This is a genomic window from Streptomyces iconiensis, from assembly GCF_028657195.3.
Lineage (GTDB): Bacteria > Actinomycetota > Actinomycetes > Streptomycetales > Streptomycetaceae > Streptomyces > Streptomyces iconiensis.
On the sequence record NZ_JANCPR020000037.1, the window covers coordinates 1 to 14,556 of the forward strand.

The following is a 14,556-nucleotide window of genomic DNA, read 5'->3' on the forward strand; positions in this document are numbered from 1 at the left end:
ACGAGACCCACTCCAAGGCCCTGACGATCGACCCGATCAACATTCCCGTCTCCGACCACTCCACCTCCGACGTCACCGTCGACCCCGTCGGCACCGGCAAGCAGTGAACCCGCGCCGTACACGGGGAGCGGTGATCGGTTCACCGGTGAACCAGCGACCGGTGAACCAGCGACCGGTGACAACGGCTCCCGTCGGCAACGGAGCGTCCTCCCGCCCACCAGGGCGGTGCCAGGTTCCGTTCCACAGGCGGGGTTTCGCGCAAAGGGTCTAGCGGGCGCGGTGGGTGCCGGGGGCGTTGAGGGTGCTGGGTGAAGGATGGGTGCCGGGCGCGCGGTGGGCCCGGAAGAGGGTGTGGCCGCCGCCGCCCTCGGGGACGAACTCCTCGTGGTCGACGGTGAGTCCGGCCGAGGTGAGCCAGGTGCGGTAGGTCGCCGCGTCGGCGTGGCTCCACCACATGGGGACCCCGGAGTCGAGCCAGTTGGGGTCGGTGCCCGTGTAGGCCGTGGTGCCGGTGGTGGCCAGGAGGTGGCCGCCAGGACGTAGCCAGTCCGCGATCCGTTCCAGCAGCGCCGGCTGTTCGGCCACGGGAATGTGGATCAGCGCGTAGAGGGTGACGACGGCGTCGAAGGACGCGGCGGGGAAGTCGAGCCGCGTCACGTCCGCACACCGGAACTCCGCCTCGGGCACCAGCTGCTGGGCCCGGCGTACCTGCGTCGCGCTGATGTCGACCCCCGTGACGTGGTGACCCGCGGCGCTGAGGTCGCGGGCGACGGGTACGCCGCTGCCGCACCCGAGATCGAGCACCCGGCACGCGCCACCGTCCGCACGCGCCAGCTTGCCGAGGAGGTCCGCGAGCCAGGGCCCGTACTTGGTCGGGGAACCGAACGAGTCGTCGTAAACGGCGCCGAGTTGGTCGTAACCGCGACGCACGAGGTCCTTGGAACGGTTCGCGTCCGCGGGGGCCACCGGGGTCACGGGGTCCTTGGAAGCCCCGGGGTCTGGGGGGTCCGTGGGGGACTGCGCTTCGGTAGCGTCCATGGGGACGACCGTACGTTGTCGTGCTGTGCACCCGTGGGCCATGCGGAGGCGGGACGGCGGTAACCGGCGTCGGTGATCTTCACGTTCAGGACAGCTGAGGAGCTATTCATGGAACGTAGGGCATTCATATCGGCGACGGGCGGCACGGTGGCGGCCTCGGCAGCGGTACTGGGACCGGTGGCCGGCGCGGGGGCGAGCGCCGCGGCTGAGCCGCGGCGCGGGCACGGTAACGGGCATGGTCACGGACATGACCGTGATGTCGTGCGGTTCAACGTGATCAGCGACATCCAGGGTGACCTGGGCGACTTCGGCCGGGCCCTGGACGACATGGCCGAGACCAACCCCCGCAGCGCGGGCCTCGGGGTCGCGGGTGACATCACGCCGCGTGGTTACGACTTCGAGTACGCGGCGGTCAGAGCCGAGATCAAGAAGCACAGGCACCCGAAGAAGGTGGCGTGGGCGATCGGCAACCACGAGTTCTACGTGCCGAAGTACCGCGACCCGGACACCCTCGCGCAGGAGAGCTGGCCCAACGGCACCACGGAGGACTCGCTCTTCCGCAGCTTCTACCGCTTCGCCGAGCGGGGCCGGGTGTTCGAGGAGATGTCGTTCGGCGGGGTGCCCGTGCTGCTGCTGGGAACGGAGCGTTACGCGAAGTACCACAACCCGAAGCTCTGGGACGAGGTGTGGATCAGCGACAAGCAGTTCGCGTGGCTGGAGGAACGGCTGCGGTACTGGTCACGGCGGCGCAAGCCGGTGATGGTCCTGACGCACCACCCGTTGCCGAACACGGTGTCCGGCACCCGTAACGACCTGTACAAGGGCGACTATTTGCAGCCCGACCGCCTGCTGGGGCTGCTGGGCCGGTACCCCGACGTGTTCCTCTTCTCGGGCCACACGCACTGGGACCTGGACCTGTCCGACTGGGTGGTGCGCCGCGTGGTGCCCGACACGGCGAATCTCGCGGGATTCAACGTCATCAACACCGGCGCGATCCAGACCGGTTTCCGCGACAACGGCAAGGGCGGCGAGACCGCCGTCGAGGGCGCCTTCAACCAGGGCCTGCAGATCGAGGTGCACCGCGACGCCGTCCTCATCCGCGCCCGCGACTTCGCCCGCCGCCGCTGGATGAAGGAGATCACCGTGCCGCTGTCGCGCTGAACCGGCGCGTTCCCGGGCCGGCTGTCACATGCCGATGCCCGCCGCACGCAGCCTCGGGGCTACCGCCTCCCAGCTCGGGTCCACCGGAACGGGTACGTCCGCGCCGACGCCCCTGTCCTTGAAGCCGGACGAGGTGGAAACGCACACGACGGGCCCGTCCAGTGCGACCGCGTCTGTGTCCGTGCCTGCGCCTGAGCCTGCGCCTGTGTCTGGGCCCGGGCCTGTGTCGGCGTCCGGGTCCGGGCCCGGGTCCGCGTGCGGGCCCGCACGGTGGGCCGCTGCCCGGTGGGCCGCGAGGCCCGCCGCGCCTGAGAGTTCGGCCCACATTCCGTTCGCGGCCAACTCCCGCTGCGCCTCGCGCATGTGCGCGTCGCTGACCAGGAGCGCCGCGCCGCCGCTGTCGCGTACGGCGAGTACGCCCCGGTAGCCGCCGACCGCGCAGTCGATGCCGTACGCGTCGGTTGCGCCGACATCGACCCGTGCGGCGGGGCGGCCCTGAGCGAGCGCGGCATGCAGCGGACCGCCCGCGTCCGGTTCGGCGGCGTACATACGGGGGACGCGGTCCGTCAGCCCGAGGCGGCGCAGTTCCGTGAAGCCCTTCCACACGCCGAACAGCATCTCGCCGTAGCCGGTCGGCACGAACACGGCTGCGGGGACGCCGATTTCCGCGTGGATCTCGTACGCGATCGTCTTGTACCCCTCGGGTCCGAACGCGTGCCCGGTGTGCGTGCGCGTGAGGTTCGTGACCGGGTGGAAGCCGCACCGTTCGGCGATCATCCGCGCCAACGGCCAGCGCGCCTCGGCCGGTACGGGCAGTACGACGGCGCCGTAGGCCCGTACGAACGAGGCGACGGCGGGCGGCGAGTCGGCCGAGGCCAGCACCACACAGCGCAGCCCGGCGCGGGCGGCGAACGCCGCGGCCGAGGCGGCATGGTTGCCGGACGAGGCCACAACCGTTCCCGGCGCACCGACGCGCAGCGCCGCGCTCGCGGTGACCCGGTTGAGGCGGTCCTTGTGGCTCCATGTCGGGTTGCGGGACTCGTCCTTGACGTAGACGCCGTCCGCGATCTCCACAAGCGGAGTCCGCCCCTCGCCCATACCGGGCGCCATGAGGGGCGGCAGCAGCGGTGCCCAGTGGTCGATACCGGTCCAGCGGCCAGGCACCGGCGCAGCGAACAGCCGCGGGTCGACCTGGTCGTACGCGTAGTCGACCTCGACAGGGAAGGCCACCTCGTCCGTACTCGTACGGGGGCAGCCGGCGGTGAGCGGCGGCCACAGGGGGTAGGTCAACGCGGGGTCACCGAGCGAACGTTGAGCCGTGGCGAGGGACGCGGAGTTTCCGGAGCCGGAGCCGGAGCCGGAGCCGGGGCCGGGAGCAGCGGTGACGTTGGGGCTGGTGCCGGGACCGGTGGTGGGGCACGGGGAGTTCGGGGTGTCGGGTGTGGTGGGGGGCTTGGGTGTCGCGGGGGTCATGTCAGGGACGTTAGTCCGGGAACGTGAGATAGCGCGGCGGGACAGCCTCGGCCAGCCAGACCCCGTTCTCGCTGCGCCGGAAGACATGGCCTTCGGTGTGCATGAACCCCGAGGCGACCGTGAGGACGACGGCACGGCCGCGACGTGCGCCGACGCGCGTCGCCGTCTCGCGGTCCTGCGACAGATGCACGGCGTGCCGTGCCATCGGAAGCAGTCCCTCCGTGCGAATGGCGCCCAGGGTGCGGGCCACGGTGCCGTGGAAGAGCACGGCGGGCGGCGCGAGCGGTGGAAGGTCCAGCTCCACGGGGACGGTGTGCCCCTGGTTCGCGCGGATGCGGAGGCCGTCCTCGGAGAAGGCGTACCGCTTCTTGTCGTTGCGGGCCACGACCTCTTCCAACTCCTCGCGGGTGAAGCGGAAGTTGTGCGCCGCGGCTGCCGCGAGCAGTTCGCCGGTGTCCGCCCAGCCCTGCGCGTCGAGGCTCAGCCCGATACGGGCGGGGTCATGGCGTAGATGGCGGGCCAGGTATTTGGAGATACGGGTGGTTCTTTTCTCGTTCACAGCTTTCAGAGTGCCGCGCGGAGTGCCGAGTCCGCACGTCATTTATCCGTTGGCTGGGGTGCTGGGACGGTTCGTCCGGGCTTCATCCGGGCGGCTGTTCGTCCGGGCGGCGGGGGTGGCTGTTCATCGGGGTGGCGGGGGCGACTGTTCGCCGGGGGCGGTGGTTCAGCCGGGGCGGCGGTTCAGCCACGGTGAGAGGCCGCCGTAGGCCATGGGGACGATCTCCTTGTACGTGCGATCGCCCGGCAGTGCCACGATGAGGCGGCAGAACGGCGGGTACCACGTCAGCTTCACGCGGGCCCTGCCGTCGAACACGGCTTCCAGGAACGCGGGAACGGAGTCACGGGGCAGGTCATGGAAGGTCACGCCATCCACGGTGATGTGCGCGTCGCCCTCCTCGAAGAGTTGCACCTTGATCTTCGGCGTCGCCGGGACGCCGGAATCGTGTTCCGTCGCCGGAATCTCCACCAGTGCCTCGTGCGGCAGCGAGCCGTCCTCGTCGATGACGGCGAAGGCGCCGGCCCCGGTGCGTCGCGAGGATTCGTCCGCACCGATCGCGTGCTCCACCGTCATTTCCAGCCCGTGCCGTTCGGTGATCTCGCACAGTGCGGTGACGGCGGACTCGGTGCTGGGGAGAGAACGCCCAGGGGAGGGCGGCGGCAGCGATGATGACTGGTCCATACCACCGATGATGCAGCGACCTCCCGGATCCCGCCAGCGCACGGCCGACCGGCAGCCTCAGGGCGCCCGGAAGCCTGCTGGGAGCGGGCCGGAGTAGGCTCGCTCCCATGCGTCTGAGCACGGTGATTCTGCCCGTCGACCGCTGGGCCGAGGGAGGCAGGGAGGTATGGCAGCACGCTGAGCAACTGGGCTTTCACGCCGCGTACACGTACGACCATCTGTCCTGGCGCAGCTTCCGTGACGGGCCCTGGTTCGGCGCCGTCCCCACGCTGACCGCCGCCGCGTGCGCCACCTCGCTGATGCGGCTCGGCACGCTGGTGACCTCACCGAACTTCCGCCACCCGGTCACCCTCGCCAAGGAACTGATCACGCTCGACGATGTGAGCGGAGGCCGGATCACGCTGGGTATCGGGGCCGGAGGCTCCGGCTTCGACGCCACGGCGCTCGGCCAGGAAGCGTGGACGCGGCGCGAACGTACCGACCGCTTCGCGGAGTTCGTTCCCCTGCTCGACCGCCTCCTGACCGAGGACACCGTGACGTCCGAGGGCACGTACTACTCCGCGCACGAGGCGCGGAACATCCCTGGCTGTGTCCAGCGCCCCCGTATCCCGTTCGCCGTCGCCGCCACGGGCCCGCGCGGGCTGCGGCTCGCGGCCCGGCACGGGCAGGCGTGGGTGACGACGGGGGACCCGGCGGCCAACGCCTCCGGTGACCCCGCCGCCTCCCATGCGGCGCTCGCCCGCCAGGCGGAGGGGCTGGAGAAGGCGTGCGCCGAGGCCGGGCGCGACCCCTCCGCACTCCGGCGTGTCCTCCTCACGGGCTTCACCCCCGACTCCCCGCTCACCTCCCTCGATGCCTTCGTCGACTACGCGGGCCGGCACGCGCAACTCGGCTTCGACGAACTCGTCCTGCACTGGCCCATCCCGGACTCCGTCTTCGCGGCCGACCACGACGTGTTCACCCGCATCGCGACGGAGGGGCTCGCTCAACTCGCCGGCTGAGGCGCGGGCCGAGTCGCGGCCCGGGTTGTGGGCCGGTTGTGGGTGGGATTGTGGGCTGATGTCCGGGGTGAGTCGCGGGCTCAGTCGCGGAGTTGGCCCCTCCTCTGTGTGCGACGTGTCGGGCGATGTGCCTGGCGTCGGGCGATGCGCCCGGCGTCACGCGATGTGCCCGGCGTCAGGCGTATCGCTCGATGCGGAAGTGTGTGTTCTGCGCGCCGGTGTTGTACGTGTGCCCGACGGACCAGGCGCCGTCCGCCGTACCGGGGATGCGCGTGACATCCCGTACGTACGCGTCGGCTCCGTCGGCCTCACCGCGTTGGCCCGTCCAGGCCGTGCCGTCCCAGTGGTAGTAGTGGGCCGAGCTGTCGTCCCAGAAGTCCCAGCCGCCGATGATGCCGGGGCGGCCCTCGCCGTCGCCCGCTATGCAGCTCAACGCGCCTATCTTGAACGGAAGTCCGTCCCCGTCCTCGTAGGCCCACTCCGTCCCGTCGAAGTGGGCGAGCACCACACCCGGAGGCTTGCCGGGCGGGCCCCCGACGCCGAACGCCGAGCCCACCGCCCAGATGTCGTCGTCAGCGGCCGGCAGCACATCGGCGACCGACAGCCGGATGCCCGGGATCGCAGGCACCCTCGTCCACCGCGTACCGTCCCAGCGGCTGACATCCCAGCCCACCGCGTAGACGCTGCCCGAGGGCGAGAGGCACACGCGCCACGGCGCGGACTGCGTCGTGGCATCGGGGATCGGCGGCGTCCAGGTCCATCTGCGGCCGTCGAAGCGCAGCAGCTTGGGCGCACCCTCGTGCTGGCCCGAGGCCCACGCCGTGCCGTCGTACTCGGTGGCGACCCAGGTCAGCGTCGTGGCGGGATCGCTGCTCCCCGGGTACGCCGTCTGCCGCCAGGTGCTGCCGTCCCAGCGCAACAGCCGGTCGGCGCCGTCCTTGTTGTCACCGACGGCCCAGGCGGCGGTGGCCGAACTCCCGCTCACGGAACGGAGGGCGCCGTTCAGCTTGAGGTGTGCGACATCCGTGTGCGCCCACCCGGAACCGTTCCAGCGCAGCGCGAGCGGCCCGGTCGTCCCATCAGCGAGCAGTCCCTGTTCGCCCACGGCCCACGCGAGGTCCGCCTTCGCGGCGGACACGGACAGCAGCCGCGAGCCGGGCGCCGCTGCGGGAGCGGGCGACAGCTTCCAGGCGACCTGCGCGGCTTGGGTGGCCTGTGCGGCTTGGGTGGCTTGTGCGTTACGCGCGTTCTGCGCCGCGGTGCTGGGGGATGCGAGCCCCAGGCCCGTTGCCGAGGCGGCGGCCGTGGCGGCGACACCGCCGAGGAATGAGCGTCTTCGCATGGTGCGATCCCCTCTGTGACGGGTTGAGGGGTACACGCTGATGCGTGCGACGTTAAGGGGCAATAGACGAACGTGACTGCTTCCACGCTCCTTCCAGCCACAATTTGTCACCCTGCGCCGGGAGATTCCTCGCGCTCCGCCTCCCGTACGGGGTCCGCCCTGTGCGTGGTCATGTGGTCCATCGCGCGGGCGCGGACCTCGCGTTCCGCTGCCGCGGCGATGAAGTCCGGTGTCGCGCCCTCGCCGACGAGGGCGCGTACGGAGTCGACCGTGTCGGCGGGGAGCCGGACCTGTTCGGCGCGGGGCGCGGCTTCCGGCGACGGCGGGGCGGCAGCCGCCGAACGCAGGTGGTCCCGCAGATTCCGCGCCGCGAGCTTCTGCATCGCCCGCGCCAGCTCGGCCTCCACCGTCTGCTGCGCCAACGGCCTGAGCGCGCGCACGAGTTCGGCCGCCTCGGTGGCGTCCTGTTCGGAGGGGAGGGAGCCCAGGTAGCGGATGAAGACGTGCTCGTTCGTGAAGTCCAGGAAACGGGCCGCGATGTGCTCGACCTGGCCGCGCAGCTCCCGCAGATGCTCGGTGATCGCCAGCAGCGGCACCCCCGCCTTGTGCAGCTCGGCGGCGACCGCCAGCTCCTGCGGGCTCGGCACGAGGAACTCGTCCCGCCGGTCGGGCAACGGCACCAACACGCCCAGTGCCACCGCCTCGTCCACCGCCGTGTCGTCGTGCTCGCCCCCGAACAGTTCGTCCAGCTCACCGCGCGAGACCCGGCCCGACTCCTCGTCGGTCCACGGCCCGTCCACTTCCGCTACGAGCCCCAGCACCCTGCCCAGGCCCCTGCCCTCGTCCCATGCCTGGAGCAGCTCCTTGATGGACGCCAGCGTGTAGCCGCGTTCCAGCAGGTCGGCGATCTGCCGCAGCCGGGCCAAGTGCGAGTCGTCGTACACATTGGCCCGGCCGCGCCGCTCCGGCTTGGGCAGCAGCCCTCTGTCCTGATAGGCACGGATCGTGCGCACGGTCGCACCGCTGCGGTGCGCCAGATCCTCGATCCGGTACTCCGCCGATGCCCCTGGCGATGTCCCTGGCGATGCCGATGCCGGTGCGCCTGCCGGGGCCGATGCCGTTGCCCCTGCCGGGGCCGGTGCGCCTGCCGGGGCCGGTGCCGTTGCCCCTGTCGGGGCCGGTGCGCCTGCCGGGGCCGATGCCGTTGCCCCTGCCGGGGCCGGCGCCTCTGCGGGGGCCGGTGCCGAGGTGGAGGGAGGCGAGGTAGGCGGTGCCGCCGACTCCGGCGCCGCTGCCGCCGACTCCGGCGCCGTTGTCGACGCCGCTTCGGTCCGGGGTGACGGGGCCATGGAACCGTTCTCCTCGCTCACAGTGCCGCGCGGCGGCCGATCGCCCCCGCTGCGGCCCTCGCCGCCGAGGCCGCCGGGGACACCGTCAGATAGTCCACGGCCCGCCGCAGCGAACCTTCCTGCGAGGGATGGTACGAGCGCTTGAAATAGCGGGGTATCGCCGCACCCAGCTCCCGCCATGAGGGCAGCAGCCCCTTGGCCACGGCGCGGTTGTGCTCGGCCAGCGAATACCGCAGCCTGCCGGCGAGCTGCGGATCGTTCCTGATCAGGTACGAGGCGCCGGCCACCCACAACCAGGCCAGCACGGGGGCGGTGACCACCATGGCCCCGACCCTGCGCGCGTAACGGGGCAGGCCCTGTCCGCCGCAGTGCTGGAACATGTCGAACGCCACCGCCCTGTGCTCGACCTCCTCTGCCCCGTGCCAGCGCAGCAGATCGAGCATCACCTCGTCGGGCTCCGCCGCGTCCAGGCCGTCGGCCCGCAGCACCCAGTCACCGAGCACCGCCGTGAACTGTTCGATCGCGGCGATCGTCGCCAGCCGAACCCGCAACCACTCACGCGGCGGCACCGGCAGACCGAACGGTGGCGTCTCACCGAGCAGCCGCTCGAAGAGGAAGTCGACGTAGCGCGTGTAGTCGGCCGTATCCAGTCGCTGCGCCGCCAAGTGGTCGAGCACATACGCGTGTTGCACGCTGTGTGTGGCCTCCTGGCCCATGAAGCCCTTCACATCGCGCAGCATCGTCTCGTCCCGCACCAGCGGCAGGGCCTCCTTGAAGACCCGTACGAACCATCGCTCTCCCGCCGGAAGCAGCAGGTGCAGCACGTTGATCACATGCGTCGCCGTGGGCTCGTCCGGTATCCAGTGCAGCGGGGTCCGCTCCCAGTCGAAGGAGACCCTGCGCGGGGCTATGTCGTAGTGGAAGTCCTGGTCCTGGTGCGGTGTCTCGGCTTTCTCGTCGCTCATACGACGCTCCTGGGTCGGCATGGGGGTGGTGGGTCACGAACGTGGGCCGGTGGAGCACGAACACGGGTCGCACCGTGGGCGACGCGTGGTGGGTCACGAACGCGGGCTGGGAGCACCCATGTGGTTCCCGGGGGCGGGGCCACACAGGAGTAACCCAACGGGGCCGCTCACAGGGGTGGTTGTATGCGGGCCACGGCGCGCAGGGTGTGCGGGGTGAAGCGGGACATCAGGCGCGCGCCCCGTGCCTCGGGTGTCACGGGCACCACGGCCTGGTTGCGGACGACGGCGCGCAGGATCGCCTCGGCGACCTTCTCCGGCGGATAGTTCCGTATCCCGTACAGCCGCGAGGACTTCCGCCGCAGCCGCTTCTGCTCGTGCTCGTCGGTGCCCGCGAACGTGGCGTTCCTGGCGATGTCCGTGTTGACGAAACCGGGGCACACGGCCGTGACGCCGATCCCCTGGCCCGCCAGCTCGGCGCGCAGGCACTCGCTCAGCATCAGCACGGCGGCCTTCGATGTGCTGTAGGCGGGCAGCATCTTGGAGGGCTGGTAGGCGGAGGCCGAGGCGGTGTTGACGATGTGACCGCCCTGGCCGCGCTCGGCCATCTGCTTGCCGAAGAGGCGGCAGCCGTGGATGACACCCCACAGGTTGACGTCCAGCGTGCGCCGCCAGTCCTCGGTGCTGGTGTCGAAGAAGGAGCCGGAGATGCCGACCCCGGCGTTGTTCACCAGCACGTCCACGGTGCCGTACTCGGCGGCCACCTTCTCCGCGAGCTTCTCCATCGCCTGCTCGTCCGCCACATCGACGGTCTCGGCCCACGCTTCCGGTGCGCCGACCAGCCGCGCCATGTCGGCGGTGCGTGCCGCGCTCTCCGCGTCCCGGTCCACGGCGACCACCCGCGCCCCGGCCTCAGCGAACGAGAACGCCGTCGCCCGCCCTATGCCGCTGCCCGCACCCGTGACCAGCACAAGCTGTCCGGCGAACCGGTCCGCGTGCGCGCCACGCGCCATCGGCTCCCGCGCGGGCACGTCCGAGTCCGACTTCGCGGCGAACTCGCCGATCCAGGCGGCCAGTTGGTCGGGGCGCGTACGCGGGACCCAGTGCTTGGCCGGCAGGGTGCGGCGCGTGAGCCGGGGTGCCCACATCTCCAGGTCGTCGTAGAGGCGCTCGCTCAGGAAGATGTCGCCGGTCGGGGTGATCAACTGCACCGGTACATGGGCGTAGCAGTCGGTGCGGGGGCGGCGCATCCGGGCGCGGATGTTGTCGCGGTACAGCCAGGCGCCGTGCGCGGCGTCCGTGGGCAGCGAGCCGGTGGGGTAGCCGTCGCCCGGCACCCTCTCCGTCAGCTCCAGGACACGGGGCCAGCGCTTGCCGAGCGGCCCCTTCCAGGCCAGTTCGGGCAGCACGGGCGTGTGCAGCGCGTACACGTACCAGGACTTGGCGCCCTGGCCCAGCAGTTGGCCGGCGGCGCGCGGGGTCGGGCGGCGCGTCCGCCTCTTGATCCAGTGCCCGAGGTGGTCGAGGGAGGGGCCCGACATGGAGGTGAAGGAGGCGATACGGCCCTCGGTTCGGCGCACCGTGGCGAACTCCCAGCCCTGGACCGAGCCCCAGTCGTGCCCCACCAGGTGCACGGGCTCGTCCGGACTGACCGCTTCGGCGACCGCCAGGAAATCGTCCGTGAGCTTCTCCAGCGTGAACCCGCCGCGCAGCGGCTTCGGCGCCGTTGACCTGCCGCAGCCGCGCACGTCGTACAGCACCACGTGGAAGCGGTCCTGGAGACGGCGCGCGACCTTCGACCAGACCTCCTTGCTGTCGGGATAGCCGTGCACGAGCAGCACCGTCGGGCGCTCGGGATCACCCAGCTCGGCCACACACAACTCGACCCCGCCGGTGCTCACCCACCGTTCCCTGGCGCCCTCCAGCACCGTGCCGTCGCCCGTGCCGTGCGCGCCGTCGCTGCCGTTGCCGCCGTGGTCCGTGCCGCTGCTGCCCGAGCGGTCTCCGGCGGACGGCTTCCTGTTCCGCTTCATACGCTGCGTGCCTCCTCCTGCCAGCGCCGCACGTGCGGCAGATCGTCGTCGAGCCAGAAGGCGCTCTCCTCGGGGTCCCGGGAGTCGGTGACCACCAGGATCTCCTCGAACTTGGCGCCGGTGCCCCGGAACCCGAGGTGCGGTTCGACCGCCCACAGGCCCGGCTGCGGTGGGTGGTCGGAGAACCGGTACGGACTCCACAGCGGTGACCAGCCGTCCCTGTGCCCGTGCAGCGCGTCCTTGGCCAGGCCCCTGAGGGAGTTGGTGCCGAAGCCGAAGAGGGTGGGGGACCAGCGGCGGTCGGAGACGCGGTCGACCTTGTGCGCGATGACGCCGAAGGGGTAGGCGCGGTGCCGGTTCGCGTAACCCTGGCTGATCATGAGCCGTTCGACGTTCTCGTAGATCTCCCGCAGCGAGCGCCGCTCGCGCACCTCGCGCAGGATCAGCTCGCGGTGCCCCCGCAGGTCGGACATCAGCCGGTCGTGCACGGGGTTGGGGCCCAGGCAGCCGGAGTAGCCGATGTCCGAGGTGAAGCCGCGGTGGATCGGGGCCATGTCGAGGACGAACGGCATCCCCGGCTCCAGCTTCCGGCCCGTGGGGAAGAACTGGAGCGGGATCTTGAACCCGGTGAAAGCGGTGCGGTCCCCGAACCAGGCGAAGGGGAGATGGAACCAGTCCCGCACGCCGCGCTCCCGCAGCCACTCCCGCTGCATGCGGGCGGCTTCCCGCTCGGTCACACCCGGCTTCAGCCGGGCAGCGACCGACTCGGCGCACGCGAAACCGAGCTGCTGCACTTCTCTGAATCCCCGCAGGTCGGCGGAGGAGTAGCCATTCGTCACCGAGCGCATCGCAACCGTCCGTCCCTGAGCCGTGCCGGAGCGTCCACAACTTGACACTGATGAATGTGACATCGGGCCATGGCGGGGTCAAGGGGCCGGTCTCGCCTGTGGATAACTTCCGTCTCCCCCCTCCGGACGGCCGCCCCTACGGGTCTCTCCACCCTGAGGGGGACAGCGAAACCCCCGCACCGTCTGACGCGGACCGGCCAATGCGGCACTAGCGTCGGGGACGTGACTGTGATCGCGACCGAAAGCCTCAGTAAGCGGTATCCCAGGGTGACCGCACTCGACCAGCTGACCGTCGGCATCACCCCAGGCGTGACCGGCCTGGTGGGTGCCAACGGCGCGGGAAAGTCGACCCTGATCAAGATCCTCCTCGGCCTCTCGCCCGCGACGGAGGGAACGGCAAGCGTCCTCGGTATGGATGTGAGCACACAGGGCGGCGCGATCCGGGAGAGCGTCGGATACATGCCGGAACACGACTGTCTGCCACCGGATGTGTCCGCCACCGAGTTCGTGGTGCACATGGCGCGGATGTCGGGTCTCCCGGCGACCGCCGCACGTGAGCGCACCGCCGACACCCTGCGGCACGTGGGCCTCTACGAAGAGCGCTACCGGCCCATGGGCGGCTACTCGACGGGCATGAAACAGCGGGTCAAGCTCGCGCAGGCCCTAGTGCACGACCCCCGCCTCGTCCTCCTGGACGAGCCCACCAACGGCCTCGACCCTGTCGGCCGCGACGAGATGCTCGGACTGATCCGCCGCGTCTACACCGACTTCGGCATCTCCGTACTGGTCACCTCGCACCTCCTGGGCGAGCTGGAGCGCACCAGCGACCATGTCGTCGTCATCGACGGCGGCAAGCTGCTGCGCTCCTCGTCCACGGCCGACTTCACCCAGCAGACCGCTGTACTCGCCGTCGAGGTCACCGACACCGAAGCGCACCCCGACGGCACGAAGGCGCTGCGCACGGCCCTCGACAGGGCCGGGCTCTCGCTGCGTGCCGCCGGCACCGACGGCACCCCGGCGCCCGGCGCGGGACACCTGCTGACCGTCGACATCGCCGATGCCGACGATGGTGCCGTGTACGACACCGTCCGCGACGCGGCGGCCGAACTCGGCCTGGGGCTGGTCCGCATGGAACAGCGCAGGCACCAGATCTCCGAGGTCTTCACCGAAGGGAGCGGCTCCGATGTCGCCTGACCCCGCAGCAACGGCGCCTGCCGCACAGCGCGGCCAGGGCGTCATCCACAACATCGGCTACCGCGGCTACGAAGGCCCGCGCCTCGGCCGCTCCTACGCACGCCGCGCACTGTTCACGCAGTCGCTGCGCGGTGCGTACGGCCTCGGCCGCTCGGCCAAGTCCAAGGTGCTGCCGATGCTCCTGTTCGCGGTCGTGGCCCTTCCGGCCGCGATCGTGGTGGCGGTCGCCGTGGCCACCAAGGCCGACGACCTGCCCGTCGGCTACGCCGAGTACGTGCTGATGCTCCAGCCCGTCATCGGCATCTACCTGGCAGCCGTCGCACCCCAGGCGATCTCCCTGGACCTGCGCTTCAAGACCACGCCGCTGTACTTCTCGCGGCCCATCGAACGCAGCGACTACGTAGCGGCCAAACACGCCGCGCTCTCCGCCGCCGTCTTCCTCTTCACCGCCGTACCGGTGCTCATCCTGTACGTGGGATCGCTGCTGGCGAAGCTCGACTTCGGCGACCAGACCACGGGGTTCCTCCAAGGTCTCGTCTTCTGCGCCCTGTTCGCCCTCCTGCACGCGGGCATCGCCGGCTACATAGCCGCGCTCACCCCACGCAGGGGCTTCGGTATCGCCGCCGTCATCGTCGTGCTCACCGTTCCGTTCTTCCTGATCTCGGCGCTTCAGGGAATCCCCCTGTCGGACGGCGACAGCAGCAGCACGCTCGTCGGCTGGCTCGGTCTCGGCTCGCCAGGAACGCTCATGGACGGCATCCAGAGCAAGTTCCTCGGCGGCACCTCCGGGTTCCCCACGGGCGCGACACTCACCAACGCGCAGGGCATCAGCTATCTCGTCGTCTTCGTGTTGCTTGCCGCAGGTGCGTACGCCCTTCTGCTGCGCCGCTACCGGAAGGCCGGGCTGTGACCGCC

The 14,556-nt window shown here is 70.9% G+C and carries 13 protein-coding genes; 4 read left to right on the top strand and 9 right to left on the bottom strand.

Annotated features, from left to right (window positions below; all coding sequences use genetic code 11):
* Window positions 1-267 precede the first annotated feature (267 nt).
* A complete protein-coding gene (locus NMN56_RS30230; protein ID WP_274042952.1) occupies window positions 268-1,038 on the bottom strand; it encodes a class I SAM-dependent methyltransferase in 771 nt (256 codons plus the stop codon).
* Window positions 1,039-1,146: 108 nt separating this feature from the next.
* On the opposite strand from NMN56_RS30230, the gene NMN56_RS30235 reads away from it, so the two are divergent.
* On the top strand, window positions 1,147-2,199 hold the full coding sequence (locus NMN56_RS30235; protein WP_274042954.1) for a metallophosphoesterase family protein: 1,053 nt from the start codon (window positions 1,147-1,149) through the stop codon (window positions 2,197-2,199).
* Between the two features lie 24 nt (window positions 2,200-2,223).
* Here the strand turns inward: NMN56_RS30235 and NMN56_RS30240 are convergent, their stop codons facing one another.
* The 3 genes from NMN56_RS30240 to NMN56_RS30250 all read right to left on the bottom strand — a co-directional run bounded on the left by NMN56_RS30240 (window position 2,224) and on the right by NMN56_RS30250 (window position 4,912).
* Complete coding sequence (locus NMN56_RS30240) at window positions 2,224-3,672, bottom strand: threonine synthase (RefSeq protein ID WP_274042956.1); 1,449 nt, start codon at window positions 3,670-3,672, stop codon at window positions 2,224-2,226.
* A 10-nt stretch (window positions 3,673-3,682) separates the two neighbouring features.
* Window positions 3,683-4,231 (bottom strand): RNA 2'-phosphotransferase, encoded by a 549-nt coding sequence (locus NMN56_RS30245; RefSeq protein WP_274042957.1) that lies wholly within the window; start codon window positions 4,229-4,231, stop codon window positions 3,683-3,685.
* 165 nt (window positions 4,232-4,396) lie between these two features.
* A complete protein-coding gene (locus NMN56_RS30250; RefSeq protein ID WP_274042958.1) occupies window positions 4,397-4,912 on the bottom strand; it encodes a hypothetical protein in 516 nt (171 codons plus the stop codon).
* Between the two features lie 107 nt (window positions 4,913-5,019).
* Between NMN56_RS30250 and NMN56_RS30255 the strand changes: the two genes are divergently transcribed.
* Entirely contained in the window at window positions 5,020-5,913 is an 894-nt protein-coding gene (locus NMN56_RS30255; RefSeq protein ID WP_274042959.1) for an LLM class flavin-dependent oxidoreductase, read from the top strand.
* A gap of 175 nt (window positions 5,914-6,088) precedes the next feature.
* On the opposite strand, the gene NMN56_RS30260 is transcribed toward NMN56_RS30255, so the two are convergent.
* The 5 genes from NMN56_RS30260 to NMN56_RS30280 form a co-directional block, all read right to left on the bottom strand.
* Window positions 6,089-7,255: a hypothetical protein gene (locus NMN56_RS30260; RefSeq protein WP_274042961.1), complete on the bottom strand. Its 1,167-nt coding sequence runs from the start codon at window positions 7,253-7,255 to the stop codon at window positions 6,089-6,091.
* Window positions 7,256-7,362: 107 nt separating this feature from the next.
* Window positions 7,363-8,301 (bottom strand): MerR family transcriptional regulator, encoded by a 939-nt coding sequence (locus NMN56_RS30265; protein ID WP_274043117.1) that lies wholly within the window; start codon window positions 8,299-8,301, stop codon window positions 7,363-7,365.
* Window positions 8,302-8,621: 320 nt separating this feature from the next.
* The gene (locus tag NMN56_RS30270; RefSeq protein WP_274042963.1) at window positions 8,622-9,569 is read right to left on the bottom strand and encodes a metal-dependent hydrolase; all 948 of its coding nucleotides are present in this window, start codon (window positions 9,567-9,569) and stop codon (window positions 8,622-8,624) included.
* 167 nt (window positions 9,570-9,736) lie between these two features.
* Window positions 9,737-11,599, bottom strand: a complete 1,863-nt coding sequence (locus NMN56_RS30275; RefSeq protein WP_274042965.1) for an SDR family oxidoreductase — start codon at window positions 11,597-11,599, stop codon at window positions 9,737-9,739.
* Window positions 11,596-12,447 carry a M24 family metallopeptidase gene (locus NMN56_RS30280; RefSeq protein WP_274042967.1) on the bottom strand — a complete coding sequence of 284 codons (852 nt, stop codon included), beginning with the start codon at window positions 12,445-12,447 and terminating at the stop codon, window positions 11,596-11,598. The genes NMN56_RS30275 and NMN56_RS30280 overlap by 4 nt, the downstream gene beginning before the upstream one ends.
* 228 nt (window positions 12,448-12,675) lie before the next feature.
* Here NMN56_RS30280 and NMN56_RS30285 point away from each other — a divergent pair, with 228 nt between their 5' ends.
* Window positions 12,676-13,641 carry an ABC transporter ATP-binding protein gene (locus NMN56_RS30285; RefSeq protein ID WP_274043118.1) on the top strand — a complete coding sequence of 322 codons (966 nt, stop codon included), beginning with the start codon at window positions 12,676-12,678 and terminating at the stop codon, window positions 13,639-13,641.
* Window positions 13,631-14,551 carry an ABC transporter permease subunit gene (locus NMN56_RS30290; RefSeq protein WP_274042968.1) on the top strand — a complete coding sequence of 307 codons (921 nt, stop codon included), beginning with the start codon at window positions 13,631-13,633 and terminating at the stop codon, window positions 14,549-14,551. Before NMN56_RS30285 ends, NMN56_RS30290 begins: the two co-directional genes overlap by 11 nt.
* The last annotated feature ends 5 nt before the right edge of the window (window positions 14,552-14,556 follow it).